At 73.4% G+C, this 26062-nt stretch carries 18 protein-coding genes; 10 read left to right on the top strand and 8 right to left on the bottom strand.

Annotation, left to right across the window (positions count from 1 at the left end; all coding sequences use genetic code 11):
* The first annotated feature begins 31 nt into the window (after nt 1-31).
* Together ACN9MM_RS06110 and ACN9MM_RS06115 are read left to right on the top strand one after the other, a co-directional pair.
* Nucleotides 32-1060, top strand: a complete 1029-nt coding sequence (locus tag ACN9MM_RS06110) for an ABC transporter substrate-binding protein (protein WP_426362679.1) — start codon at nt 32-34, stop codon at nt 1058-1060.
* The gene (locus tag ACN9MM_RS06115) at nt 1060-2271 is read left to right on the top strand and encodes an LLM class flavin-dependent oxidoreductase (RefSeq protein ID WP_426362680.1); all 1212 of its coding nucleotides are present in this window, start codon (nt 1060-1062) and stop codon (nt 2269-2271) included. The genes ACN9MM_RS06110 and ACN9MM_RS06115 overlap by 1 nt, the downstream gene beginning before the upstream one ends.
* A gap of 7 nt (nt 2272-2278) precedes the next feature.
* Here ACN9MM_RS06115 and ACN9MM_RS06120 read toward each other — a convergent pair whose 3' ends face one another.
* The 3 genes from ACN9MM_RS06120 to ACN9MM_RS06130 form a co-directional block, all read right to left on the bottom strand.
* The gene (locus ACN9MM_RS06120; protein ID WP_426362681.1) at nt 2279-3766 is read right to left on the bottom strand and encodes a S8 family peptidase; all 1488 of its coding nucleotides are present in this window, start codon (nt 3764-3766) and stop codon (nt 2279-2281) included.
* A 52-nt stretch (nt 3767-3818) separates the two neighbouring features.
* The gene (locus ACN9MM_RS06125) at nt 3819-5246 is read right to left on the bottom strand and encodes a S8 family serine peptidase (RefSeq protein WP_426362682.1); all 1428 of its coding nucleotides are present in this window, start codon (nt 5244-5246) and stop codon (nt 3819-3821) included.
* Nucleotides 5247-5415: 169 nt separating this feature from the next.
* Entirely contained in the window at nt 5416-6162 is a 747-nt protein-coding gene (locus ACN9MM_RS06130; protein WP_426362683.1) for a hypothetical protein, read from the bottom strand.
* A gap of 130 nt (nt 6163-6292) precedes the next feature.
* On the opposite strand from ACN9MM_RS06130, the gene ACN9MM_RS06135 reads away from it, so the two are divergent.
* Complete coding sequence (locus ACN9MM_RS06135) at nt 6293-7393, top strand: NAD(P)-binding domain-containing protein (RefSeq protein WP_426362684.1); 1101 nt, start codon at nt 6293-6295, stop codon at nt 7391-7393.
* A 9-nt stretch (nt 7394-7402) separates the two neighbouring features.
* Here the strand turns inward: ACN9MM_RS06135 and mltG are convergent, their stop codons facing one another.
* Nucleotides 7403-8290 carry an endolytic transglycosylase MltG gene (mltG, locus tag ACN9MM_RS06140; protein ID WP_426362685.1) on the bottom strand — a complete coding sequence of 296 codons (888 nt, stop codon included), beginning with the start codon at nt 8288-8290 and terminating at the stop codon, nt 7403-7405.
* A 287-nt stretch (nt 8291-8577) separates the two neighbouring features.
* Nucleotides 8578-10422 (bottom strand): ABC transporter ATP-binding protein, encoded by a 1845-nt coding sequence (locus ACN9MM_RS06145; RefSeq protein WP_426362686.1) that lies wholly within the window; start codon nt 10420-10422, stop codon nt 8578-8580.
* An 89-nt stretch (nt 10423-10511) separates the two neighbouring features.
* On the opposite strand from ACN9MM_RS06145, the gene ACN9MM_RS06150 reads away from it, so the two are divergent.
* The 3 genes from ACN9MM_RS06150 to ACN9MM_RS06160 all read left to right on the top strand — a co-directional run bounded on the left by ACN9MM_RS06150 (nt 10512) and on the right by ACN9MM_RS06160 (nt 15537).
* Nucleotides 10512-11027 (top strand): MarR family winged helix-turn-helix transcriptional regulator, encoded by a 516-nt coding sequence (locus ACN9MM_RS06150; protein ID WP_426362687.1) that lies wholly within the window; start codon nt 10512-10514, stop codon nt 11025-11027.
* Between the two features lie 39 nt (nt 11028-11066).
* Nucleotides 11067-13991, top strand: coding sequence for an FAD-binding and (Fe-S)-binding domain-containing protein (locus ACN9MM_RS06155; protein ID WP_426362688.1), 2925 nt, complete (start codon nt 11067-11069; stop codon nt 13989-13991).
* A 136-nt stretch (nt 13992-14127) separates the two neighbouring features.
* Entirely contained in the window at nt 14128-15537 is a 1410-nt protein-coding gene (locus tag ACN9MM_RS06160; RefSeq protein ID WP_426362689.1) for a Gfo/Idh/MocA family protein, read from the top strand.
* Nucleotides 15538-15594: 57 nt separating this feature from the next.
* Here ACN9MM_RS06160 and ACN9MM_RS06165 read toward each other — a convergent pair whose 3' ends face one another.
* Complete coding sequence (locus tag ACN9MM_RS06165) at nt 15595-17202, bottom strand: peptide-N4-asparagine amidase (RefSeq protein WP_426362690.1); 1608 nt, start codon at nt 17200-17202, stop codon at nt 15595-15597.
* A gap of 205 nt (nt 17203-17407) precedes the next feature.
* On the opposite strand from ACN9MM_RS06165, the gene ACN9MM_RS06170 reads away from it, so the two are divergent.
* Both ACN9MM_RS06170 and ACN9MM_RS06175 read left to right on the top strand, forming a co-directional pair.
* On the top strand, nt 17408-19222 hold the full coding sequence (locus tag ACN9MM_RS06170; RefSeq protein WP_426362691.1) for an ABC transporter transmembrane domain-containing protein: 1815 nt from the start codon (nt 17408-17410) through the stop codon (nt 19220-19222).
* On the top strand, nt 19219-21000 hold the full coding sequence (locus tag ACN9MM_RS06175; protein ID WP_426362692.1) for an ABC transporter ATP-binding protein: 1782 nt from the start codon (nt 19219-19221) through the stop codon (nt 20998-21000). Before ACN9MM_RS06170 ends, ACN9MM_RS06175 begins: the two co-directional genes overlap by 4 nt.
* A 63-nt stretch (nt 21001-21063) precedes the next feature.
* Here ACN9MM_RS06175 and ACN9MM_RS06180 read toward each other — a convergent pair whose 3' ends face one another.
* Nucleotides 21064-21771, bottom strand: coding sequence for an NAD(P)-dependent oxidoreductase (locus ACN9MM_RS06180; protein ID WP_426362693.1), 708 nt, complete (start codon nt 21769-21771; stop codon nt 21064-21066).
* A gap of 110 nt (nt 21772-21881) precedes the next feature.
* On the opposite strand from ACN9MM_RS06180, the gene ACN9MM_RS06185 reads away from it, so the two are divergent.
* Entirely contained in the window at nt 21882-22628 is a 747-nt protein-coding gene (locus ACN9MM_RS06185; RefSeq protein ID WP_426362694.1) for a TetR/AcrR family transcriptional regulator, read from the top strand.
* Here the strand turns inward: ACN9MM_RS06185 and ACN9MM_RS06190 are convergent.
* Nucleotides 22625-23416 (bottom strand): metal-dependent hydrolase, encoded by a 792-nt coding sequence (locus ACN9MM_RS06190; RefSeq protein WP_426362695.1) that lies wholly within the window; start codon nt 23414-23416, stop codon nt 22625-22627. The two genes, ACN9MM_RS06185 and ACN9MM_RS06190, sit on opposite strands and share 4 nt — an antisense overlap.
* 86 nt (nt 23417-23502) lie before the next feature.
* Between ACN9MM_RS06190 and ACN9MM_RS06195 the strand changes: the two genes are divergently transcribed.
* Nucleotides 23503-26061 (top strand): DEAD/DEAH box helicase, encoded by a 2559-nt coding sequence (locus ACN9MM_RS06195; protein ID WP_426362696.1) that lies wholly within the window; start codon nt 23503-23505, stop codon nt 26059-26061.
* Nucleotide 26062 lies beyond the last annotated feature (1 nt).

Genomic DNA, 26062 nt, shown 5'->3' on the forward strand with positions numbered 1-26062 from the left:
GACGCACACCCCCACCTCAGAGGAGACACCCGTGAAGTCGTTCCGACTGTCCGCCGCGGCACTGCTCGTGCCGCTCGCCCTGCTCGCCTCCGCCTGCTCCGGCGCCTCCGCCGCCGGTGACACCTCCACCGACGGCAAGGGCTCCCTCGTCCTGAACGTCGGCGACCAGAAGGGCGGCTCGGAAGCCCTCCTGCGCGCTTCCGGCGAACTCGACGACCTCCCGTACCGGGTGAAGTGGTCGACGTTCACCTCCGGCCCACCGCTCCTCGAAGCGGTGAACGCGAAGGCCGTCGACTTCGGCACCGTCGGGAACACCCCGCCGGTCTTCGCCGCCGGAGCCGGCTCGAAGATCACCGTGATCGCCGCGACGCACAGCGACTCCGCGGGCGAGGCGATCCTCGTCCCCAAGGGCTCGCCGCTGCGCACCGCGCGGGACCTCAAGGGGAAGAGCGTCGCCGTCGCCCAGGGCAGCGCCGCCCACTTCCTGCTGATCGCCTCGCTCCGGAAGGCCGGCCTCGAACTGGCCGACGTCCGGGTCAGCCTCCTGCAACCCGCCGACGCCCTGGCGGCGTTCACCAGCGGCAAGGTCGACGCCTGGGCCGTCTGGGACCCGTACACCTCCCAGGTCCTGCTGAGCGGCAAGGGCCGGGTGCTGAGCGACGGGCGCGGGCTCGTCAACGGCCTCGGCTTCCAGGTCGCCGCGCCCTCGGCGCTGGCCGACAAGGAGAAGGCGAAGGCGATCGGCGACTTCGTCGAGCGGCTGCGCCGCGCCCAGGGCTGGGTGTTCGACCACCCCGAGGAATGGGCCCAGGTCTGGGCGAAGGAGACCGGACTGCCGTACGAGGTGGCCCTCGCCGCCGTGAAGCGCAGCTACGGCACCCGTATCCCCGTCGCCCTCGACGACGCGGCGGTCGCCTCCGAGCAGGAGATCGCCGACACGTTCGTGAAGCTCAGGCTCGTCCCCCGCACGTTCCGCTTCGCCGACTACGTCGACACCCGCTTCGACAAGGACCTGCCGCCGTCCACCACCCCGGCGCGCAGCTACGGAAAGGCCTCCTGATGACCGTCCACCTGCACTGGTTCCTGCCGACCGGCGGCGACGGCCGGACCCTCGTCGACCGGCACGCCTACACGGACGGCGGGATCACCCGGAACCGGACCGTGTCCGGGGTCCGCGCTCCCGACATCGACTACCTCGTCCAGATCGCCAAGGCGGCCGAGCAGCTGGGCTTCGAGGCCGTGCTGACGCCGACCGGCACCTGGTGCGAGGACGCCTGGCTGACGACCGTCGCACTCGCCCAGCACACCGAACGGCTGAAGTTCCTGGTGGCGTTCCGCCCGGGGGTGATCTCGCCGGTGCTCGCCGCCCAGATGGCGTCCACGTACCAGCGGATCACCCGGGGCCGGCTCCTGCTCAACGTCGTGACCGGCGGCGACTCCGCCGAGCAGCGCCGCTTCGGCGACCACCTGGACCACGACCGGCGGTACGCGCGCACGGCCGAGTTCCTCTCGGTGGTGCGCGGCGTGTGGGGCGGCCGGCCGTACGACTTCCAGGGCGAGCACTTCCGGATCGACGGCGGGCTCACCGCCCTGCCGCCGGACCCGCTGCCCGAGATCTTCTTCGGCGGTTCGTCCGCGGCCGCCGGTCCGGTCGCGGCGGAGCACGCGGACGTGTACCTGACCTGGGGCGAACCGCCGTGGCAGGTGAAGGAGAAGATCGACTGGATCCGGCGGCTCGCGGAGGAGCGCGGCCGGACGGTCAGGTTCGGGATCCGGCTGCACACCATTTCGCGCGACTCGGCCCGCGAGGCCTGGGCGACCGCCGACCGGCTGCTCTCCGATCTCGACGCGGAGACCGTCGCCGCGGCGCAGGAGCTGCTCGGCCGCAGCGAGTCGGTCGGCCAGCAGCGGATGCTGGCGCTGCACGGCGGTGGTTCGCTCGACCGCGACCGGCTGGAGATCTCGCCGAACCTGTGGGCGGGCGTCGGTCTGGTACGGGGCGGGGCGGGCACCGCGCTGGTCGGCAGTCACGCCGATGTGGCGGACCGGATCGAGGAGTACCACGCCCTGGGCGTCGAGCACTTCGTCCTGTCCGGCTACCCGCACCTGGAGGAGGCGTACTGGTTCGGCGAGGGCGTGACTCCCGAGCTGGCGGCGCGCGGGCTCCTCGCGTCGGCGCCCGCCTCCCCGCTGCTCGGAGTCCCGGCCGCGAATGGGCGCCCGGCCTCGGCCCCGGGCGGCGCGCCGCTGCTCGTGCCCGGCGGGCGCTAGGCCCGGTTCAGTAGAGGCCGGCCGTCAGGAGGGGGCCGTAGAAGCGGCCCCGGACGGGGTGGCGGGGGTCGCCGTAGTACCCGTGGTCGGGATGGCGGAGGTGGTGGCGGGTGGCGTCGCCGACGATCCTGCGCACGGTCGTGGCGGAGTCGTCCGTCGGGCACTTCCGGCCGGCGATGCACAGGGCCGTCACCCCGGCAGCGACGGCGGCGGCCGGTCCGGCAGCGGTGATGAGCCGCGGCAGCGGATCGGCGACGGCCCCCGTGGCCGCCAGACACACGCCGGGGGCGGCGACCAGGTGCCGCCGGTCGGCGTCGGTCCGCGCGAAACCGGCCATCGGGAGGGCGATCTGGTCGTCGACGAAGCCGGAGCCGCCCAGGGCGGTGCCGCCGCAGTCGGCGGCCGCGCGCCCGCCGGGGCGACCGTCGAAGTCGGCCATGGCGGTGGCGGTGAGGACCTCGTCGTAGGCGGCGGGGAGGATGAGGTCGATGTCGTAGCGGACGCTGCCCGCCGGGGCGACGAGGGTGACGCCGGCGCGGGTGAGGCCGCACACGGCCTGGTGGAGGGCGTCCTGGTTGTCGGCGCCGCAGGCGCCGTCGTCGGCGGGCGTGAGGTCCCATTTGAAGAACCCGACGGTGGCCACGTGGATGTCGTTGCCGGGGTCGGTGTCGGTCCGGGTCGCGGCGACCCGGTCCAGTGCGCAGAGCACGGCCGCGTCGGTGGCGGTGCTTCCGTCGTCGGGGAACACCTTGTACGACCACAGGGGGGTGCCGGGGGCGACGCCGACGATGCCGAGCCGGTTGTCGCGGGCTCCGAGCACCCCGGCCAGGGCGGTGCCGAACAGCGCCGGGTCGGAGAGGCTGCCTCCGGGGACGACGGGGTGTCCGGCGACGCAGTCGGTGCCGCCCCGGACGTTCAGGTCGGGATGGCCGCCGGTGATGCCGGTGTCGACGACCGCGACGTTCACCCCGGTCACGGAGCCGCGGCCGTCGCCGGAGCGGGCCGAGGACCTGTCGGCCTCCACGCGGTCGGCCCACTCGGGCAGACACTGGCGGCGGGTGATGTCGGTCGCCGTGCGGCAGGGCGGGGATGCGGGTGCGGCGGCCTCGCCACCCGGCCTCACGGTCCGGGTGGCCGGCCCGGTGGAACGGCCCTGTTCCGTCGTGTGGCGGTAGGTCCGCTCGGGAGCCACGAACCGGATGCCCGGAGCGCGCCGGAGCTCGGCGGCCTGAGCGGGCGTGAGGTCCGCCGCGTACCCCTTGAGCGCGTGCCGGAACACCGCCCTGGGCACGGGCGCCCGGCCGAGGGCCCGGAGCTGGCGTCCGGCGAGCGCGCCCGGGTCGGCCGTGGTGGTGTCGTCCAGGACGACGACGTACCGGCCCGGCAGCTCGGCCCCGGCGGCGGCCCGCACGGACGAGGGGGCGAGGCCCTGGAGCGCGAGGGCCGCGGCCAGGGCGACGGTGGACAGCACGGTGGTGCGACGGGAACGGTGCACGTCTGCTCCTGTCTTGCGGTGTGCCGGGGTCGAGGAGGGGTCGAGGAGGGGTCTAGTAGCTGCCGGCGTGGACGAGGGGGCCGTAGAAGCGGCCGGGGATCGGGCTGCGGTCGTCGCCGTCGAAGCCGTAGCCCGGGTCGCGGCGCTGGTGACGGCGGGCGTCGGCGGCGAGGACGCAGACGTTGTCCGCGGGAGTCGAGGTTCCGCACGGCCCGTGGGCGATGCACAGGACGGCGACGCCCGCGGCCACCGGTGTGGCGAAGCTGGTGCCGTCCACGGCCGCGTAGGACCCGGCCGGGTCGGAGCTGGTGGTCAGGACGCAGACGCCGGGCGCGGAGACGGTGTGCAGCCGGTCCTCCTCGCCGCGGACGAAGTTGCTGAATTCCAGGGTGGCCTGGTCGTCGGCCTCTCCGAAGCGGCCGTAGTCGTCCCCGTAACAGTCCGGGGCGGCCTTCGCGCCGGGCCGGCCGTCGAAGTCCGTCATGGCCGTCGCGGCCAGGACCTCCTGGTAGGCGGCGGGAGCCCGTCGGGCGAGGTCGACGCCCTCGTTCCCGGCGGCGGCCACGGGCGTGACGCCGGCGCGGACCGCGGCGCAGATCGCCATGTGGAGGGCGTCACCGGACACGGTCCCGCAGGCGCCGTCGTCGACGTCGTCGCGGCCGTCCTCGGTGCTGGTCAGGCTCATGTTGAGGACGTGGATGTCGTTGCCGGGGTCCTGGTCCTGCCGGGTCGAGACGACCCAGTCGAGCCCGCACAGGAGCGCCTCGTCGGAGCCGAGGCCGCTCGCGTCGTCGGGAAAGACCTTCACCGCCCACAGCGGCGCGCCGGGTGCCACGCCCACGATGCCGGCGGCGTTGTCCTCGGCGGCGATGACACCGGCGGCCTCGGTGCCGTGCGGGTCGCCGACGATCAGGCTGTTGCCCGGTACGACCGGGCTGCCGCTGAGGCAGTCGGCGCCGCCCCGCACGTTCAGTTCGGGATGGCCGGCGTCGATGCCGCTGTCCATGACCGCCACGTTCACGCCGGTCACGGTGCCCCGGCCGTCCCCGGACCGGGCGGAGGACCGGTCGGCCTCGATCCGGTCCGCCCACTCCGGCAGGCACTGCCCCGGGACGGTCGCCTCCCGGCAGGGGACGGCGGTCCGGTGGTGGTGCGCGGGCGGCAGCCGGTACGTGTGCTGCGGGCTGACGAACCGTACGGCGGGATCGGCGCGCAGCGTCTCGGCCTCGGCCGGGGTGAGCCGGGTGCCGTAGCCGTGGATCGCGTGGCGGAAGACGGCCGTCGGCGGAGCCCCGTACCGCCGGGCGAGCCGCGAGGACACCGTCCCGGGGTCGCCCGCGCCGTCCTTCAGGACCACCACGTAGGCGGACCGCTCCTGGGCGGGGGCGTTGTCGGCCGTGGACGGTGCCGCCGCGGCGGCGAGCGCGAGGAGGGACAGCGCGCCGGAGAGGGCGCTCGTCCGGCGTGACGGACGCTTCACTGGTGTGCTCCTCGGTGGACGGCCGCGGCGGTGCCCGTGCGGTGGCGTCCGGTCAGGGTCACCCGGCGGGGCCCGCCCCCTCGGGGGGCGGGCCGTCGCACACGCGGTGTTCACCCGCACGCGCCCGCCGTGGTCCGTCGGACGGCCCACGGCGGGCGGGTGCGCGGGGTCAGCCGAGGGGCAGGTCGAGGTACGCCTCGGTGCCGGCGGCGGAGCCGACGCTCAGGGTGGCGAGGGCGGGGTTGTCGTCGGAGTAGAGCGCGTCCTTGGCGTTGATCACGAGCATGACCTTGTGGCCGGCCGGGATGTCGTACGAGGCGGCCTGGAGCTTCCAGGACGCCTCGACGGGCTGTCCGGCCGTCACCCCGGCGGCGTTGGTCTCCTCGACGTACGAGAGCGGCGAACGCTCCGTCGCCCAGGCCCGTACGTCGTCCAGGTTGCGGCCCGCGCGGAAGTCGTCCAGGAGCTGCCGGGTGGCCGGGTCGAACGTCCGCTCCTCCGGGCCGCCGGTGAACTTCGACAGCGCGTCGACGGCGGCCAGGTGCCGGGTGTCGTTGCCGAGCAGCGCCTCGGCCAGGTCGCCCCGGGTGCTGAGCGCCACCACCGCGTCGACCCGGCCGGGTCGTGGGCGGCCACGAGCCGGCTGATGCCCGACCCGTAGGACTCGCCGAGGAACGCGACCTTGCCCGGGCCGAAGTGCTGCTGCGCGTAGTCGATCACCGTGGAGCCGCGGCGCCCAGCCGAGCGGCGTCCACCCGGCGGGCACGATGACGACCGGGCGCGGCTCGTCGCCCTTGAGCCTGAGGGTGAACGCCGAGAGCTTGATGCCGTCGTCGGCGGTGATCCACGGGAAGCCGATGGCGGTCCTGTCCCGCACCTGGCCGACCAGCTCCTGCAGCTCCGCGGGCAGCAGCACCTGCCCGGTGGAGCGGCCCCGTCCCGCACCCGCGCGCCGATCTGCGCGTTCACCGGAAGGAAAGACGCCCGGTGGCAGAGGCTTGACGGGACCGGGGAAGAACCACACCCCCGCCCCGGTTGGTGGAAGCGTGAACGATTTCGGGTTCGAAGCGGTCAGGACGGTGGACGTCGTCGTCATAGGCGCCGGACAGGCGGGGCTCTCGGCCGCCTTCCACCTGCGGCGCACCGGCCTGGAGCCGGACCGCGACTTCGTCGTCCTGGACCACGCCCCCGCGCCGGGCGGCGCCTGGCAGTTCCGCTGGCCGTCCCTGACGTACGGCAAGGTCCACGGGATGCACGCGCTGCCCGGCATGGAGCTGACCGGTGCCGATCCCGCGCGCCCCTCCTCGGAGGTGATCGGCGCGTACTTCGACACGTACGAGCGGACCTTCGGCCTGCGGGTCCACCGGCCCGTGGACGTCACGGCCGTCCGGGAGGGCGGGGGCGGACGGCTCCGGGTCGAGACCTCGGAGGGCGTGTACGCGACGCGGGCCCTGATCAACGCGACGGGCACCTGGGACCGTCCGTTCTGGCCGCGCTACCCGGGGCAGGAGACGTTCCGGGGCCGTCAGTTGCACACCTCCGGATACCCGGGGCCCGAGGAGTTCGCCGGGCGGCGGGTGCTCGTCGTGGGCGGCGGGGCCTCCGGCACCCAGCACCTCATGGAGATCGCCGAGGTCGCCGCGGAGACGGCCTGGGTGACCCGGCGCGAGCCCGTCTGGCGCGAGGGTGACTTCGGCGAGGCCGAGGGCCGCGCGGCCGTCGCGCTGGTCGAGGACCGGGTGCGGCGCGGACTGCCGCCGCAGAGCGTCGTCTCGGTCACCGGGCTTCCCCTGAACGACGCGATCCGCACGGCACGCGCGCGCGGGATCCTGGACCGGCTCCCGATGTTCGACCGGATCACCCCGACCGGGGTGGCCTGGGACGACGGCCGGACCGTCGACGTGGACGTCATCCTGTGGGCGACCGGCTTCCGGCCGGCGATCGACCACCTGACACCGCTGCGGCTCCGGGAGCCGGGCGGCGGCATCCGGGTGGAGGGCACGCGCGCGGTACGGGACGAGCGCGTCCACCTCGTCGGCTACGGGCCCTCGGCCTCGACGATCGGCGCCAACCGGGCCGGCCGCGCGGCCGTCTCCGACATCCGCCGCCTGCTGCGCCGCGAACCGGTGGCCGCGCCGGCCGGCTGAGCCGCCCGGTCAGCGCCTCTCGGCGTCCCGGTTGGCGTTGAACTCGGCGACGTTCGCCTGGTGGGCCGTGTAGTCGGCGGTGAACCGGGTGTCCCCCGGGGCCACCGTGACGAAGTAGAGCCAGTCGCCGTCCGCCGGACGGATCACGGCGTCCATGGCCTCGTCCCCCGGATTCCCGATGGGCGTCGGCGGCAGCCCCTTTCGCGCGTAGGTGTTGTACGGGCTCTCGGACTTCATGTCCTCGTGGCTCGTGTCCACGGTGCTGCGGCCGAGCCCGTAGTTGAGCGTCGAGTCCATCTGGAGCGCCATGCCCCGGGCGAGCCGGTTGTGGACGACGCGGGCCACCTTCGCCATGTCCTCCGGGTTGTCGGCCTCGGCCTGCACGATGCTGGCGGCGACGACCGTCTCGTACACGCTGAGTCCGCGCGCCCGCGCCCCCTCGGCGATCCGCGCCGTGCCGTAGTGCCTGCCCGCGGTGTCTGCCATGAAGCGCAGCAGCGCCTCCGGGGTGGTGGTCGAGAGCACCGGATACGTCGCGGGGAACAGGTATCCCTCGGGGTTGCCGCCGGCCGTGGCGGGCAGCGGCAGGACGCCGGGGGTGGTGGCGGTCTTCCGCGCGGTGCCGTCGGGCAGGTGGAGGGCCCGGTCGACGGCCGTGTAGACCTGGCCCGCCCGCCAGCCCTCCGGGACGAGGAGGGTGCGGGGCTGTTCGACGGCCGGTTCGTCGCGGGTGAGCAGCAGCGGTACGGCGACGGTGGCGGTCACGGTGAGGACGGCACCCAGGAGCAGCGCGAGCCGGCCGCGCCGGGTGAGACGGCCGCGGCGGGGCGGTCGGGGCAGTGAGGGGCGGCGGGGACGGCGCGGGGGCGCGTACGGGGACGGCGGCCGGTACGTCATGGCCGCACGCTAACCCGGTCCGTGCGCGATTCCGGGGAACCCCGCACGCGGCGGCGCCGCCGGCCCCCTGGGACGGGGGACCGACGGCGACGGGCACTGCGATCGTCAGACGAGCCAGCCCAGGAAGTGGAGGACGCCGGCGAGCAGGTTGGTGATGACGTTCATGGTGGTGCTTCTCCTCTTACAGGTACATCAGTGGGACGGTGCGGTCGCGGTCTGCAGCCCGTCGCTCGCACTCCGTAATCTTCCGATGCCGTCGGGGAGCGGGGCAACGAATCCCGGCACGATCACACGTTCTGGGGAACAACCGCTCCCACGTTCGCCTGTTCGGTACAGGCGTCCCGGCGGACCAGGTCCGCGTACCGCCCGTCCCGGGCGAGCAGCTCCTCGTGCGTCCCGCGCTCGGCGATCCCGCCCCCCTCCAGGACGATGATCTGGTCGGCGTCGCGGACGGTGGAGAGCCGGTGCGCGATGGTGACGGTGGTGCGGCCCGCCGACAGGGCGTCGATGGCGCTCTGCACGGCCTGCTCGGTCCGGGTGTCGAGGGCGCTGGTCGCCTCGTCGAGGATCAGCACGGGCGGATCGCGCAGGATGGTGCGCGCGATGGCGAGGCGCTGCTTCTCGCCGCCCGAGAAGCGGTAGCCGCGCTCGCCGACCAGGGTGTCGTACCCCTCGGGGAGCGAGGCGATGTGGTCGTGGATCTGGGCGGCGCGGGCGGCGGCCTCGATCTCCTCGTCGGTGGCGTCCGGCTTGGCGAAGCGCAGGTTGTCGGCGACGGAGGCGTGGAAGAGGTACGTCTCCTGGGAGACGACGCCGACGGCGCGTGCGAGGGTGTCGAAGTCCAGGTCGCGCACGTCGACCCCGTCGAGGGTGACCCGGCCGCCGGTGACGTCGTACAGCCGGGGCACGAGGTAGCTGAGGGTGGACTTGCCCGAGCCGGTGGGGCCGACGACGGCCAGGCTGCCGCCGGCGGGCACGGTCAGGTCGATGCCGTCCAGGGTCGGGCGGCCCTGCCCCTCCGGGTCGTAGTGGAACACGACCTTCTCGAAGGACACCTCGCCGCGGATCTCCGGCAGCCGGACCGGCTCCTCGGGCTCGGTGATGTCGACGGGCAGGTCGAGGTACTCGAAGATGCGCTGGAAGAGCGCGAGGGACGTCTGCACCTGCACGCCGGTGGAGAGCAGGCTCACGGCGGGCCGGAAGAGGCCCTGCTGGAGCGAGACGAAGGCGACGAGCGTGCCCAGCGAGATCTCCGAGCCGCCCGAGCCGAGCGCGATGCCGGCGGCCCAGTAGATCAGGGCGGGCATGGCGGCCATGACGATGCCGATGGTGGACATCCGCCACCGTCCGGCCATGGAGGAGCGCACTTCGAGGTCGACGAGGCGCTCGGACTCCTCGGCGAAGGACCGGGTCAGCGAGTCGGCGCGGCCCATGGTGCGGCCGAGCAGGATGCCGCTGACCGAGAGGGACTCGGTGACGGTCGCGGCCATGGAGGCCATCTGCTTCTGGCGCTGGGTGGTGATCCTCTTGCGCTCGCGGCCGACGCGACGGCTGATCCAGACGAAGACGGGCAGCAGGAGCAGCGAGACGAGCGTGAGGCGCCAGTCGAGGGCGAGCATGGCCACGACGGTGGCGACGACGGCGGTCAGGTTGGAGACGAGGGACGTGGCCGTGGAGGTCACGGTCGCCTGCATGCCGCCGATGTCGTTGGCGATGCGGGACTGGACCTCGCCGGTCCGCGTGCGTGTGAAGAAGGCGAGCGGCATGCGCTGGAGCTGCTCGTAGACCCCGGTGCGCAGGTCGTGCATGACGCGCTGGCCGACGGTGGTCGAGATGAGGGTCTGGAGCACACCGAAGACGCTGGTCAGAACCGCGGTGGCGATCATGCCGAGGGCGAGCAGGCTGAGCAGCCCGGTGCGGCCCTGGGGGATGGCGACGTCCAGGATCTCCCGGAGGAGGAACGGCGAGGCGACCGAGACGAGCGAGGCGGCGCCGACCAGGAGGCCGACGAGCGCGAGGCGCGCGCGGTAGGGGCGGAAGAGCCGCAGGATCCGCCGCACCTGGGCGGGCTCCTGGGGCTGGCCGGAGTCGCGGGGCGGGGGCGTCCAGTCGGACTGGTCGTGGGGGCGCATGGGCTCCTTCGAAAGGATCGACGGTCGATGAGACCATAGCTCATTGTTACCTATGCTCACAATGAACATGGTCCTGATATTGTTCCCGCATGAGCACCTCCGACCGTCCGAGCAGTTTCGACCGTCCGAGCGGGACCGATGGCCCGAGCGGGACCGGCCGTCCGAGCGGGACCGACACCGACGGGCTCCTCGCCGAGCAGCTGCTGCGCCTCACCCGGCGCCTGCACCGCATCCAGAAGCGCCACCTGGAGCCGGTCGGGATCACGCCCGCGCAGTCCCGGCTGCTGCGCATGGTCGCGCACTTCGGCGAGCCGCCCCGGATGGCCGACCTCGCGGCCCGCCTGGAGGTCGTCCCGAGGGCCGTGACCAGTCTCGTCGACGGCCTGGAGGCGGGCGACCGGGTGCGCCGCGTGCCCGACCCGAGCAACCGCCGGGTGGTGCGCATCGAGCTCACGGACACGGGCCGCGCCACGCTGCGCGCGCTGCGCAGCGCGCGCCGGGCCGCCGCAGAGGACATCCTTGCTCCATTGACCGTCGAACAGCGCGAGGTGCTCGAAGGTCTGCTGTCCGCCCTGGTCGACCCCGGCCCGGAGCGCGGCTGCTGACCCGCCGGGCACGGGGACGCGCCGAAGGGGAGCCGACAGATGCCGCTGCTCGAACCCGACCCGCGGGCCCTCCGTCCCGGCACGAAGCGGACCCCCGCCCCCGACCGCGTGCCGGAGCTCCAGGCCCGCGGCACGCCGCGGCGGCTGCGCGAGGAGCTCACCGAGCTCCTCGGGCCGGGGAAGGTCCTGTCGAAGATCTCCGACCTGGTGCGCTACGCCTCGGACGCGAGCCCGTACCGCTTCGTCCCGCAGGTCGTCGTGGTCGCCGAGGACATCGACGACATCTCCACCGTCCTGTCGTACGCCCACGGCAAGGGCCGCGAGGTGGTCTTCCGGGCCGCCGGGACCAGCCTCAACGGACAGGCGCAGGGCGAGGACGTCCTCGTGGACGTGCGCCGTCACTGGGCGGGCGTCGAGGTCCTGGACGGCGGGGCGCGGGCCCGGATCCGGCCCGGCACCACCGTGGTGCGGGCCAATGCCGCGCTCGCCCCGCACGGGCGGGTCCTGGGGCCCGATCCGGCGAGCGCGATCGCCTGCACGATCGGCGGGGTCGTCGCCAACAACGCCTCGGGCATGACGGCCGGCACCACCCGGAACTCGTACCGGACCGTCGCCTCCCTCACCGTCGTGCTGCCGAGCGGGACCGTGGTCGACACGGCGGACCGGCAGGCCGACGAGGAGCTCGCGCGCGCCGAGCCGAGGCTGTGCGCGGAGCTGATGGCGCTGAAGGCGGAGATCGAGGCGGACGCCGGACTGACCGCCCGGATCCGCGCCAAGTACGCCATCAAGAACACCAACGGCTACCGGCTCGACGCCTTCCTCGACGGCGACACCCCGGTGCGGATCCTGCGCGGTCTGATGGTCGGCTCCGAGGGCACCCTCGGCTTCATCTCCGAGGTCGTCTTCGACACCGTGCCGCTGGACCGCGAGGTGTCGACGGCCCTGCTCTTCTTCCCCTCGCTGCCGACCGCCGCCGCGGCCGTGCCCCTGTTCAACGAGGCCGGGGCGCTGGCCGTCGAGCTGATGGACGGGAACACGCTGCGGGCCTCGGTGAGCGTGGCGGGCGTGCCCGCCGACTGGGCGGAGCTGCCGAAGGAGACGGCGGCGCTCCTGGTCGAGTTCCGGGCCCCGGACACCCCGGCCCTGGAGGCGTACGAACGGGCGGCGCGGGCCGTGCTCGACGGCCTCTCCACGGTCGCCCCGGTGGCGTCCGTGGAGAACGCCTTCACCCGGGACCCGAAGCGGATCTCCGGCTACTGGAAGGCCCGCAAGGCCTTCGTGACGGCCGTCGGCGGTTCCCGTCCCTCCGGTACGACCCTGATCACCGAGGACTTCGCGGTGCCGCCGGACCGGCTCGCGGAGGCCTGCGAGGCGCTGCTCGGCCTCCAGGAACGGCACGGCTTCGACGCCGCCGTGGCGGGCCACGCCGCTCACGGCAACCTCCACTTCCTGCTCGCCTTCGACGCGGCCGACCCCTCCGACGTCCAGCGGTACGCGGCCTTCATGGACGAGTTCTGCAAGCTGACCGTGGAGCGCTTCGACGGCTCGCTGAAGGCGGAGCACGCCACCGGCCGCAACATCGCGCCGTTCCTGGAGCTGGAGTGGGGGACGAAGGCGACCGACCTGATGTGGCGCATCAAGGAGGCCGTCGACCCCGCCGGTGTGCTCGCCCCGCGGATCGTCCTGGACCGCGACCCGCAGGCCCATCTGCGCGGCCTGAAGACCATCCCGGCCGTGGAGCGGATCGCCGACCCCTGCATCGAGTGCGGCTTCTGCGAACCGACGTGTCCCAGCCACGACCTGACGACCACTCCGCGCCAGCGGATCGTGCTGCGCCGGGAGATGATGCGCCAGTCCGACGGCTCCCCCGTCGAGACCCGGCTCCTGGAGTCGTACGGGTACGACGCCGTCGACACCTGCGCCGGCGACTCCACCTGCAAGCTGGCCTGCCCGGTAGGGATCGACACGGGGGCGCTCATGAAGGAGTTCCGGCACGAGCGGCACTCGCCGCGCGAGGAGCGGATCGCCGCCCTGGCCGCGCGGAACTTCCGTGCCGTGGAGGCCTCCGCGCGGCTCGCGGTCGCCGCCGCGGACCGGATCGGCGACCGCGTCCTGGGATCGGTGACGGGCGTCGCCCGCCGGGCCGTCCGTCCCGACCTCGTCCCCGAGTGGCTGCCGGAGATCCCGGGCGCCGCGGCGCGGCGGCTGCCCCGCACCCACCGTCCCGCGGCGGTCGCCGTCTACTACCCGGCCTGCGTGAACCGCGTCTTCGGCGGCCCGGACGGCGAGCCGGGGCCCTCGCTCCCGGAGGCCGTCGTCACGGTGTCCGCGCGGGCCGGGCGCCCGGTGTGGATCCCCGACGACGTGGCCGGCACGTGCTGCGCGACGATCTGGCACTCCAAGGGGTACGAGCGGGGCAACGAGATCATGGCGAACCGGATCGTCGAGGCCGCCTGGGGCTGGACGGCCGGCGGGAAGCTGCCGCTCGTGGTGGACGCCTCCTCGTGCACCCTCGGGATCGCGCACGAGGTGGTGCCGTACCTGACGGAGGACAACCGTGAACTGCACGCCGAACTGACCGTGCTCGACTCGCTGGTGTGGGCGGCGGACGAGCTGCTCCCCCGGCTCGACGTGCGGCGCCGCGTCGCCTCGGCCGTGGTCCATCCGACCTGCTCGATGCGGCACCTGGGCGACGAGGACCGGCTCACCGCGCTCGCCGGGGCCTGCGCGGAGGAGGTCGTCGTCCCCGCCGACGCGGGCTGCTGTGCCTTCGCCGGGGACCGGGGCATGCTGCACCCGGAGCTGACGGCCTCGGCGACGGCTCGGGAGGCGGCCGAGGTCACGGCCCGGCCGTTCGACGCGCACCTCTCGGCCAACCGCATGTGCGAGATCGGGATGGACCGGGCGACGGGCCGGAGCTACGGATCGGTGCTGCTCGCCCTGGAGCGCGCCACCCGCCCCTGACCGTCCCCCGCGGACAGGCCCCCTCACCCCTACGGTGAGGGGGCCTTCGTATGTTCGGGTGATCATCCGCGGCCGGTGCGGCCGGGCGGACGAACCGGAACAGTACAGTCCAACCACCCGTCAGCAGGGAGGTTCCATGGACGACCAGACACCGCGCCCGCCGAGCCGTCGCACGGTCCTCAGGACCACGGCGGGAGCGGCCGGAGCCGGGCTCGGCATCGCCGCCACGAGCGGGCGGACCGCCCAGGCCGCCGAAGGGTCCGCCCGGGCGCCGGAGGCCACGGCCGTGCCGAAGCGCCGGGGCGCCACCATGGCCGGGGTTCCGTTCGAGCGCCGCTCCACGGTCCGGATCGCCCTCGTCGGGCTCGGCAACCGCGGTGCCGGAATGATCGGCAACTTCCTCGCCCTCCCCTGGGTCCGGGTGGTCGCCGTCTGCGACCCGGTGCGCGGGAAGGCCGAGCGGGCCTCCGCGGCGGTCGTCGCTGCCGGACAGCCCGCCCCCGCGCTGTACACCAACGGCGAGGACGACTACGAGAACCTCTGCACCCGCACCGACGTCGACTTCGTGTACGTGGCGACCCCCTGGGACAGCCACTTCGCGATCGCCCGGTCGGCGATGCTGAACGGCAAGCACGTCGGCGTGGAGTGTCCGGCCGCGATGGAGCTCGCCGAACTGTGGGAGCTCGTCGACCTGTCGGAGCAGACCCGACGCCACTGCATGCAGCTGGAGAACTGCTGCTACGGGCGGAACGAGATGCGGGTGCTGCGGATGGCGCACGCGGGGAGGTTCGGGGAGCTGCTGCACGGCGCGGGGGCGTACAACCACGACCTGCGCGGCCTGATGTTCGATCCCAAGTACTACGAAGGGCCCTGGCGCCGCCTGTGGCACACCCGGCTCCGCGGGGACCTCTACCCGAACCACGGCTTCGGCCCGGTCGCCACCTACATGGACATCAACCGGGGCGACCGGGTGGTGAGCATCAGCAGCTTCGGCACGCCGGCGCTCGGGCTCGCCGAGTACCGCGCGGCGCACATGCCGTCCGGCGACCCCAGCTGGAAGGAGACGTACGTCGAGAGCGACCGGACGATCAGCGTGGTCCGGACGGCCAAGGGCCGGCTGATCCGCCTGGAGCACGACGTCTCCACCCCGCACCCGTACAGCAGGATCAACAGCCTGGGCGGCACGCGCGGGGTCTTCGAGGACTACCCGGCCCGGATCTATCTGGAGCCGGACCACAAGGACGACGTGTGGGGCGACTTCTCTGCGTACGCGGCCGAGTTCGACCACTGGCTGTGGAAGGAGCACGCGAACCCGCCGGGCGGCCACGGCGGCATGGACTACATCATGGTCTACCGCCTGATGCAGTGCCTCCAGCTGGGCCTGCCGCCGGACTTCGACGTGTACGACGCCGCCACCTGGACGGCTCCGGTGCCGCTCAGCCACGCCTCGATCAAGGCGGACGGCGCGGCGCAGGAGATCCCCGACTTCACGCGCGGCGCGTGGCAGAACGCCCGGTCGGGCGTGGACTCGGCGAAGCCCGCCTGACCCCCGGCGCCCCGTGCCCGGCCCCGGCTCTCCCGAGCGGGGCCGGGCACCGTGCCGTCAGCAGCGCCGCAGGTCCTGGGTGACCGTCCCCTGGACGGTCGTCAGGGACCGGTCGTGGCAGCCGCCGGAGCCGTACAGCCGGTAGCGCTCGCTCGTGGTGCCGACCGCGTGCCGCTGGTCGCGGGGCACGCCGGTGGTGTACGTGGCGTCCCCGGTGTACGTGTCGTCGAGCCGCGACCAGGAGAGCCGCCGTCCGTCGCGCAGGACGACGGTGTCGGCGCGGTCCCCGAGGGTGAGGACGGTCCGCAGCCGGTCGCCCGCGCCGATCGTGGTCTCGCCGTCCATGGTGTACGAGCGGTCGGTGCGGGTGACGGTCCGGCCGCTGGTCACGGTCTCCCGGTCGGTCCAGCGCGCGGTGAGCGCGTCAGGGTTCTCGTCCTGGCCCCAGCGGTGCACGATGTCGCTGGTGACGGTCCTGCTCACGGTGGTGTCGACCCTGCCGTGCGAGGTGTTCAGGTGCCCGGCGACGGTGAGCCGGTGGTGCGCCTCCGTGTCGACGCGCTCCGGCGAACCCGCCGTGTACACCGCGGAGTTGTACGGGGCGCTCTCCTCGTGGCGGTCGAGGCCTCCGCTGACGACCCGGCTGCCCTCGTCCTGCCAGAGCAGCACGTTGGTGGGGACCGACCAGCCGCTCAGACCGGCGGGGACCCCGGCGACCGAGACCTCCACGCGGTGGGCGTTCCCGTCGTTGAGGAGGGCGGCGAAGGGCGTCAGGTCGTAGACGACCGGCTGGACGTCGAAGGCGCGCGGCCCCGGGGTGACGTACCAGAGGAACGGATTGGACCAGCCGCCCGTCCAGACCGTCGGGAAGGGTGCGGCGATGCCCGCGAGCCGGCCGTCGACGGAGACCCGGACCTCGCGGTGGGGTCCGTCGGTCGCCCGGCAGGAGTAGGGGGCGGTGTCCGGGACGGAGAGGTACCAGTACTCCTCGCAGCCGCCGCCCGACCCGGTGGCGTACACCTCGGCGAGGACGCGTTCGGTGTTGCGCGGGGTGGTGAGGGTGGCGCCGGTGAGCGGGAGGACCCGGTCGGGGGTGCCGGCGGCGGGCTTCACCCGGCCCTGTGCGGTGTGGAAGGTGAGGGTGACGCGGACGTCGATGACACCGGTGTACGTCTCGTTCACGACATTGCCGATGAGCATCTCGACGGGCTGCGGGCGGCTGAGGGTGTCGCGGTAGCGGGTGACGTCCTTCTCGACCGACCAGGCGATGCCGTCGGGCGAGGGCTGGGGCGTGGAGGTGCGGAGGATCTCCACGCCGCCGACGGAGAGGTGGCCGAGCCGGTCGTACTGGCGGCCCTTCACCTTTCCTTCCAGGCGCAGGACGACCTTGTTCCAGCGGGTGCCGCACTCCTTCGGCGGGGTGTAGTCCCCCTGGTAGGGGGTGAAGTCGCGGAACTGTGCGGTGGCGAGGGTGACCTCGCAGCTGCGGGTTCCGGGGGTGTCGACGGCCGGGGAGGCGGTGACCGGGTCGTGCCAGTCGCTGGTGAACTCGGCGGGCGGCGTCGGGCCGTTCGGACCGTCGGCGGCGGCCGGGTGGGCGGTGAACAGCGCTCCGGCGGCGAGCACCAGAGCACCGATCACGCTCGTGATCTTGAGTGATCTCATGGGCCGGAAGTGAAGCGCGGTCATGCTGCGTGGTCCAGAGGACGATGAGCGGACATGGCGCGATCTGTTCCCCCGTGGGGAAATTCGATTGCCGCTCCGCGGCGGAAAAGCGAACCTTGCACGGTTTCCCCCTCGTCCTCGGACACCGCCGTCGCACACCACCGGCGCGCGATCCCCCGAACAGACCCGGAGATCCTGGGCAGCCATGCAGATTCGAGATCTTCCCTATGCCGACCCGGGGGTCCCCGATGTCCGTTCGGGCACCCGGTTCCTCCTCTGGCTCGGCCGTCAACAGCTCGCCGGGCAGGTGAAGTGCCTGCTGTGGGGTCTGCTGCACCATCTCGGCATCGCCGGTCTGCCGCTCGGCGTCGGCCTCGCCGTCCAGGCGGTCGTGGACCACGACGGCGGGCGGCTCGCGCTCGCCGGGGTCCTGCTCGTGGTCCTCGGATCCGCGATCGCCGCCGGTGACGTGATGCTCCACCGCACCGCCGTCACCAACTGGATCACCGCGGCCGCCCGGGTGCAGCAGCTCCTCTCCCGCAAGACCGCCGAGCTCGGCTCCGTCCTGACCCGGCGCGTCGCCGCGGGCGAGGTCGTCGCCGTGTCGACGGGTGACGTGGAGCGGATCGGATGGTTCGTCGAGGCGCTGTCCCGGTTCGCCGCGGCGGCCGTCACCCTGGTGATCATCTGTGTGGGCCTCGTCGTCTACCAGCCGGCCCTGGGGGTCGTCGTCGCCGCCGGCATCCCGGTCCTCGCGCTCGCCGTGCTGCCTCTGCTCCCCCGCGCGACCCGCCGGGCGGACGTCCAGCGCGAGAAGGCGGGCCGGGCCACCGAGCTGGCCTCGGACACGGTCGCCGGGCTCCGGGTGCTGCGCGGCATCGGCGGCGAGGAGCTGTTCCTCGGCCGCTACCGCGCCGCGTCCCAGGAGGTCCGCCGGGCCGCCGTGCACAGCGCGCGGATGTGGGCGCTGATCGCCGCGATCCAGGTCGTGCTGCCGGGCCTGCTGCTCATCGCCGTGGTGGCGTACGGGACGAAGCTGGCGCTCGACGGGCGGATCGAGGTCGGCGAACTGGTCACGGTCTACAGCGCGGTGGCCCTCACCCATCACGCGCTGCGCAACTTCGAGGAGATCGCCCAGGCCTACTCCTTCTCGCGGCCGTCCGCGAAGCGCGCCGCCCGGGTCCTGGCCCTGGCCCGCACCACGACCACGGTCCCGGAGGTCCGGAAGGCCGCCGGGACCGGGGCCGGCGGTGACCTCTACGACCCGCTGACCGGGCTGCGTGCCCCGGCCGGCGTCTTCACGGCCGTGGTCTGCGGTGATCCCGACGTGGCCGGGCGGCTCGCCGACCGGCTCGGCGGGCACCCGGCCGAGGCGGAGGCCGGCCACACCTCGGTGCTCCTCGGCGGGGTGCCGCTCGACGAGCTGTCGCTGGCGGACGCCCGTGGTGTCGTGCTCGTCCAGGACAAGGAACCGGTCCTGCTGTCGGGCACCCTCCGCGAACTGCTGGACGTGCCCGCATCGGGCGCGGTCCGGGCCGAGGAGGCGCTCGCCGCCGCCCGGTGCGACGACGTCCTCGACGCCCTCGCGCAGGCCTCGGCCGACTCCGGCGGCGACCCGATGCGCACCCGCATCACCGAGCGGGGCCGCTCGCTGTCCGGCGGCCAGCGCCAGCGGCTCGCGCTGGCCCGGTCCCTGGTCGCCGACCCGGAGGTGCTCGTCCTCGACGAGCCGACCTCGGCGGTCGACGCGCACACCGAGGCCGCCGTCGCCGCCGGGATCGCGGAGCTGCGCAGGACCAGGACCACGGTGGTCCTCGCCTCCTCGCCGCTGCTCCTGGACCGCGCCGACCGGGTCGTCCTGGTCGACGAGGGACAGGCGGTCGCCGTCGGCACCCACCGCGAACTGCTCGCCGGCGAGCCCCGCTACCGCGCGGTGGTCACCCGCGAGACGGACGAGGAACTGGCCACGGCCGGCGGCCCCGCCGGCGAACTCGAAGCACTGGAAGGGGAATCGGCATGATCGGCCTGGCGCCGCCGGAGTACGACCCGGCGGCCCCGAAGACGGCGACGACGCTGCCCGTCGCCGGGTCCGCCACCGTCCGCGGCTACGTCCGCGAGCTGCTGAGGCGGCACCGCCGGGCGTTCGCGCTGCTCATCGGAGTGAACGCGGTCGCCGTGACCGCCTCGATGGCCGGCCCGTACCTGCTCGGTTCGGTGGTGGACGGTCTCGCGGACGGGGCCCGTGACCTCCATCTGGAGCGTACGGTCGCGCTGTTCGCCGGCGCGCTGCTCGTCCAGACCGTGTTCACGCGGCTCGTCCGGCTGCGCGGCGCGATGCTCGGCGAGGAGATGCTCGCGGACCTGCGCGAGGACTTCCTGGTGCGCGCGGTCGGCCTGCCGCCGGGCGTCCTGGAGCGGGCCGGGACGGGCGATCTGCTCTCCCGGATCACCACGGACGTCGACCGGCTCGCGAACGCGATGCGCGAGGCCGTGCCCCAGCTGGCCATCGGCGTCGTCTGGGCGGGGCTGCTGCTCGGCGGCCTCGCGCTGACCGCGCCGCCGCTCGCGCTCGCCGCGCTCCTGGCGGCGCCGCTGCTCGTCGTGGGCGCCCGGTGGTACTTCAGGCGGGCGCCGTCCGCGTACCGCTCGGAGTCCGCGGGGTACGCGGCGGTGGCCGCCGCGCTCGCCGAGACGGTCGACGCGGGCCGTACGGTCGAGGCGCACCGCCTCGGCGCGCGGCGGATCGCCCTGTCGGACCGGCGGATCTCGGAGTGGGTCGCGTGGGAGAGGTACACGCTCTTCCTGCGCTCGGTGCTCTTCCCCGTCGTCAACCTCACCCATACGACGGTGCTGTGCGCGGTCCTCCTGCTCGGCGGGGTGTTCGTGCTCCAGGGGTGGATCGACGTGGGGCAGCTGACGACGGGCGCGCTGCTCTCGCAGATGCTCGTGGACCCGATCGGGATCGTGCTCCGCTGGTACGACGAACTCCAGGTCGCGCAGGTGTCGCTGGCCCGCCTCGTCGGCGTCCGGGACATCGAGCCCGACGCGGGCGACCGGGAGGTACGGCCGGAGGGCCGGGCGGTGCGGGCGGACGAGGTCCGGTTCGGCTACCGCGAGGGCGTCGACGTGCTGCACGAGGTGTCCCTGGACGTGGCGCCCGGCACCCGTCTCGCCCTGGTCGGCCCGTCCGGCGCGGGCAAGTCCACCCTGGGCCGGCTCCTCGCGGGGATCTACGCCCCGAGGTCGGGCTCGGTCACCCTCGGCACCGCCGAGCTGGCCCGGATGCCCGCCGAGCGGGTCCGCGAGCACGTGGCCCTGGTCAACCAGGAGCACCACGTCTTCGTGGGGTCCCTCCGCGACAACCTGCTGCTCGCCAGGAGCGGGGCCTCCGACACCGATCTGTGGGCGGCGCTCGCGGCGGTGGACGCGGAGGTCTGGGCCCGGGGTCTCGACGGGGGCCTGGACACCGAGGTCGGCTCGGGCGGCAGGTCCCTGACCCCGGCGCAGGCCCAGCAGATCGCGCTGGCCCGCCTCGTCCTCGCGGACCCGCACACCCTGGTCCTCGACGAGGCGACCTCGCTGCTCGACCCGCGCGCGGCCCGGCACCTGGAGCGCTCGCTCGGCCGGGTCCTGGAGGGCCGGACGGTCGTGGCCATCGCCCACAGGCTGCACACCGCGCACGACGCCGATCTGATCGCGGTGGTGGAGGCGGGCCGGATCAGCGAGCTCGGCAGCCACGAGGAACTGGTGGCGGCGGACGGCGCGTACGCGGCCCTGTGGCGGTCCTGGCACGGCTGACCCGCCGGGCGGGGGGGGAGGGACCGGGCCGGGCCGTCCTTCGACGGCCCGGCCCGGCGGTGTTCAGTAGCCGATCGTGAAGCGGCGCTGGACGAAGCGGGGCAGTTCCGCCTCGTCGACGAGGGCCACGGCCGCGTCCTCGGCCGAGACGCGGCTGCGCCCCTCGGCGTCCCGCACCGGCTGGTCCTCGCCGATGCGGAAGCGGCCGGTGCGGGTACCGGGGGCGATGTCCTCGGCGGGGCTGAAGTAGGTCCACCGGCGGTTCGAGACGCGCAGCACGTTCAGGGCGTCCCGGTGGCCACGAACGGCTGCCCCGTACTCACGGGGCAGACCCACCCCGTCGAGGGTCGCGTGGAGCCGGTCCTCCGCGTCGGCGAGGACCACTCCGGGTTCGACCTCCAGGCTGCCCGCCCCGCCGATCACGATCAGCCGGGTCCTGGGGTGGCTCTCCAGGGCCTTGAGCAGGGAACGTGCCGCGGTGGCGTAGACGCCGGCGTCGGCGATGGAGCGGCGCACGGTGTCCGCGAGGTCGCGGGACGCGTTCCCGGGCTGGAAGGCGCTGACGAGGACGTCGAGTCCGGGCAGGGCGGCGGCGACGGCTTCGGGGTCGAGCACGTCGAGGCTCGCCCAGGTGATGTTCGCGCGGGTCTCGCCGGCCGCCGCCTCCGTGGCGTCGCGGCTGAAGGCCCTGATGAGGTGCCCGCGTTCCAGTGCCTCCGCGACGACGCGGCTGCCGAGGGTGCCGGTGGCTCCGATGACTCCGATGTGCATGTCTCTCCCCTGTGATCACATCTGACGTGACGGCGTGCGAAAACTATACGCCGTGAAGTTCACAGCGTGCAGTTTCCATACGCCCACCAAGGAAGCGGTAAGGTGGCCGGATGAGCGGGACTTCGGAGACACGGACGGGGGCGGCTCCGGCCACCCGAGGACGCCGTGAGCGGCTACGGGCCGAGACGACGGCCGAGATCAAGGAAACGGCCCTGCGCCTGATGGCCTCGGGCGGCCCCGACGCGATCACCCTGCGGGCCATCGCCCGTGAGATGGGCATGACGGCCAACGCGATCTACGGCTACTTCGCCACCCGCGACGACCTGGTGACCGCCCTCATCGACGACGTGTACTCGGCGCTCGCCGACGCCGTCGAGTCGGCCTGGAGCGCCGCCGACGCCCAGGGCCCCGCTGCCCGGATCCTGGCCTGGGCCCGCGCCTTCCGCGCCTGGGCGCTGACGAACCCGGAGGGGTTCCGCCTCGTCTACGGCGACCCCGTGCCGGGCTACCGGGCCCCCGAGGCAGGTCCCGCCCCGGACGCGGCCCGCCGGGTGTGCACCGGGCTCGCCGGGCTCGCGGCGGCGGCCTGGCCCCACGCCGAACCCCTCTACCGGGACAGCGCGTTCACCTGGTCCGACTTCGACACCGGACTCCTCGACAAGGTGCGTCCGGCCTTCCCCGAGCTGCCGCCCGCCGGTGTCGCGCTCGCCCTGCGCCTCTGGGGGCACCTGCACGGGCTCGTGGCCCTGGAGGTGTACGGGCATCTGGGCCGCCAGACGGCGAGCCCGGACAAGCTCTTCGAGGAGGAGCTGGCGCGGCTGGTGACCGCCCTCGGGGTCCCGCGCGACAGGGCCTAGAGGAAGCCGAGGGCCGAGGCTCCGCCGACTCCGCCGAGGAGCATGAAGGCGGGCATCAGGACCTTGAGCTCGACCCAGCTGCCGGCCCGGAAGCGCATGCCCTTGGGCGGACCGATCGGGTACCAGCGCTTGCGGCCGACGGGGATGGGCCACAGGATCGGGCAGCCGGAGACGGTCAGGGCGTCACCGATGTCGTGCACGAGGGCGCCGAGGACGATCGGCAGGCCGAGCCACAGGTACTCCTGGCCGGGGCCGGTGAAGAACCAGTCCGAGCCGTTGCCGGGCTTGTCGAGGACGCCCGCGAGGATCCAGGCGCTGGTGGCGCCGAGCAGCCACACCAGGACGTCGCTGGACATCCGGGCGGCCCGCCAGAGCAGGCCCTCCACGGCGAGGACCAGATGCACGAAGAGGATCGCGAGGACGGCCCAGCGGCCGCCGGTGACGGCCGCGACGGAGGCCCCGCCACCGATGAGGACCGCCCAGAGCCAGGTGTGGGTGAGGGTCCGGTGACCGCCGGACCTGCGGGGGTCGGCGGAGGAGCGGGTGGCCTTGTAGACGGCGTACGACAGCTTGTCGACGATCTCACACAGGCCCCGGGAGACCGGTCCGAAGGCGCGGGAGATGGTGGCCGACTTGTGGTCGAGGTCGGGCGCGAGGGCGGCACCCGCGCAGATGAGCGCGCCGACCACGAGAACCGGCCAGGGCATCGGGTGGTCGAAGGCGGCGGCGGCCGCTCCGACGCCCAGCCAGGCCGCCGCTCCGGACAGCGAGTGCGCCGGTCCCATCATGGTTGACCCGCCCCGTTTCTCCCCTGCCGGCGCCCAGTTGACGACCGGTCGACGGACGAGCCTATCGTCCGTGATCAAGACTGCTGATGGCCGGTTCCCTCATCCGAGCGGAATGCGGGCAAGATGGGGGCGTGACCCTTATCGATCAGCTGCCGCCGACCGCCGACCCCGACGCCCTCTTCGAGGCCTTCTCCTCCTGGGCCGAGGACCGGGGCATCACGCTCTACCCGGCCCAGGAAGAGGCGCTGATCGAGGTCGTCTCCGGGGCGAACGTGATCTTGTCCACACCCACCGGATCGGGAAAGTCGCTGGTCGCGGCGGGGGCACACTTCACCGCGCTCGCGAACGACCAGGTGACCTTCTACACCGCGCCGATCAAGGCGCTGGTGTCGGAGAAGTTCTTCGACCTGTGCAAGCTGTTCGGCACCGAGAACGTCGGCATGCTGACCGGCGACGCCTCCGTGAACGCGGACGCCCCGGTGATCTGCTGCACGGCGGAGGTGCTCGCCTCGATCGCCCTGCGGGACGGCAAGTACGCCGACATCGGCCAGGTCGTCATGGACGAGTTCCACTTCTACGCCGAGCAGGACCGCGGCTGGGCGTGGCAGATCCCGATCCTGGAGCTCCCCCAGGCGCAGTTCGTCCTCATGTCGGCGACGCTCGGCGACGTGTCGATGTTCGAGAAGGACCTGACCCGGCGCACGGGCAAGCCCACCTCGGTGGTCCGCTCGGCGACCCGGCCGGTGCCGCTGTCGTACGAGTACCGGCTGACGCCCATCACGGACACCCTGACCGAGCTCCTGGAGACCAAGCAGGCGCCCGTCTACATCGTGCACTTCACGCAGGCGCAGGCCGTCGAGCGCGCGCAGTCGCTGATGAGCATCAACATGTGCACGCGCGAGGAGAAGGACCAGATCGCCGAGCTCATCGGCAACTTCCGCTTCACCACCAAGTTCGGCCAGAACCTCTCGCGGTACGTCCGGCACGGCATCGGCGTGCACCACGCGGGCATGCTGCCGAAGTACCGGCGGCTCGTGGAGAAGCTCGCGCAGGCGGGTCTCCTGAAGGTGATCTGCGGGACGGACACCCTCGGCGTCGGCGTGAACGTGCCGATCCGCACGGTGCTCTTCACGGCCCTCACCAAGTACGACGGCAACCGGGTGCGGACCCTGCGCGCCCGTGAGTTCCACCAGATCGCGGGCCGGGCCGGGCGGGCCGGCTTCGACACGGCCGGTCTGGTCGTCGCCCAGGCCCCCGAGCACGTCATCGAGAACGAGAAGGCGCTCGCGAAGGCCGGCGACGACCCGAAGAAGCGCCGCAAGGTGGTCCGCAAGAAGGCCCCCGAGGGCTTCGTCGCCTGGAGCGACACCACCTTCGAGAAGCTGATCGGCGCCGAGCCGGAGCCGCTGACCTCCCGCTTCAAGGTCACCAACATCATGCTGCTCTCGGTGATCGCCCGTCCGGGCAACGCCTTCGAGGCGATGCGCAAGCTCCTGGAGGACAACCACGAGCCGCGCAAGGCGCAGCTGCGGCACATCCGCCGGGCCATCGCGATCTACCGCTCGCTGCTCGACGGCGGTGTGGTGGAGCAGTTGGACGAGCCGGACGCCGAGGGCCGCACGATCCGGCTGACGGTCGACCTCCAGCAGGACTTCGCGCTCAACCAGCCGCTGTCGACGTTCGCGCTCGCGGCCTTCGACCTGCTGGACCCGGAGTCCCCCTCGTACGCCCTGGACATGGTGTCCGTCGTCGAGTCGACGCTCGACGACCCGCGCCAGATCCTGGCCGCCATGCAGAACAAGGCGCGCGGGGAGGCCGTCGGGCAGATGAAGGCGGACGGCGTCGAGTACGAGGAGCGCATGGAGCGCCTCCAGGACATCTCGTACCCGAAGCCGCTGGAGGAGCTGCTCTGGCACGCGTACAACGTCTACCGGAAGTCGCACCCGTGGGTCGGCGACCACCCGGTGTCGCCGAAGTCGGTCATCCGTGACATGTACGAACGGGCCCTGACCTTCACGGAGTTCACCTCCTGGTACGAGCTGGCGCGGACCGAGGGCATCGTCCTGCGTTACCTGGCGAGCGCGTACAAGGCGCTCGACCACACCATCCCGGACGACCTGAAGACCGAGGACCTGGAGGACCTGATCGCCTGGCTGGGCGAGATGGTGCGGCAGGTGGACTCCTCGCTCCTCGACGAGTGGGAGCAGCTGGCGAACCCCGAGGTCCAGACGGCCGAGGAGGCCCAGGAGAAGGCCGACCAGGTCAAGCCGGTCACGGCGAACGCCCGCGCCTTCCGGGTCCTCGTGCGCAACGCGATGTTCCGCCGGGTGGAGCTGGCCGCCCTCGACAACGTCGACGCGCTGGGCGAGCTGGACGCCGAGTCCGGCTGGGACGCGGACGCGTGGGGCGAGGCGATGGACGCGTACTGGGACGAGTACGACGACCTGGGGACGGGTCCGGACGCGCGCGGCCCGAAGCTGCTCGCGATCGAGGAGGACGCGGCGCACGGGCTGTGGCGCGTCCGGCAGACCTTCGCCGACCCGAACGGCGACCATGGCTGGGGCATCAGCGCGGAGGTGGACCTGGCCGCCTCCGACGAGGAGGGCCGGGCGGTGGTCCGCGTGACGTCCGTCGGAGAGCTGTAGA

Source organism: Streptomyces sp. E-08 (assembly GCF_049913095.1).
GTDB lineage: Bacteria > Actinomycetota > Actinomycetes > Streptomycetales > Streptomycetaceae > Streptomyces.

Bases quoted from the DNA above. Each gene is read 5' to 3' on its own strand.
- mltG (WP_426362685.1), bottom strand. From the start codon at position 8,290: ATGACGTACCGGCCGCCGTCCCCGTACGCGCCCCCGCGCCGTCCCCGC.
- ACN9MM_RS06160 (WP_426362689.1), top strand. From the start codon at position 14,128: ATGGACGACCAGACACCGCGCCCGCCGAGCCGTCGCACGGTCCTCAGG.
- ACN9MM_RS06165 (WP_426362690.1), bottom strand. From the start codon at position 17,202: ATGAGATCACTCAAGATCACGAGCGTGATCGGTGCTCTGGTGCTCGCC.
- ACN9MM_RS06145 (WP_426362686.1), bottom strand. From the start codon at position 10,422: ATGCGCCCCCACGACCAGTCCGACTGGACGCCCCCGCCCCGCGACTCC.
- ACN9MM_RS06150 (WP_426362687.1), top strand. From the start codon at position 10,512: ATGAGCACCTCCGACCGTCCGAGCAGTTTCGACCGTCCGAGCGGGACC.
- ACN9MM_RS06175 (WP_426362692.1), top strand. From the start codon at position 19,219: ATGATCGGCCTGGCGCCGCCGGAGTACGACCCGGCGGCCCCGAAGACG.
- ACN9MM_RS06185 (WP_426362694.1), top strand. From the start codon at position 21,882: ATGAGCGGGACTTCGGAGACACGGACGGGGGCGGCTCCGGCCACCCGA.
- ACN9MM_RS06190 (WP_426362695.1), bottom strand. From the start codon at position 23,416: ATGATGGGACCGGCGCACTCGCTGTCCGGAGCGGCGGCCTGGCTGGGC.
- ACN9MM_RS06115 (WP_426362680.1), top strand. From the start codon at position 1,060: ATGACCGTCCACCTGCACTGGTTCCTGCCGACCGGCGGCGACGGCCGG.
- ACN9MM_RS06155 (WP_426362688.1), top strand. From the start codon at position 11,067: ATGCCGCTGCTCGAACCCGACCCGCGGGCCCTCCGTCCCGGCACGAAG.
- ACN9MM_RS06195 (WP_426362696.1), top strand. From the start codon at position 23,503: ATGGCCGGTTCCCTCATCCGAGCGGAATGCGGGCAAGATGGGGGCGTG.
- ACN9MM_RS06180 (WP_426362693.1), bottom strand. From the start codon at position 21,771: ATGCACATCGGAGTCATCGGAGCCACCGGCACCCTCGGCAGCCGCGTC.
- ACN9MM_RS06170 (WP_426362691.1), top strand. From the start codon at position 17,408: ATGCAGATTCGAGATCTTCCCTATGCCGACCCGGGGGTCCCCGATGTC.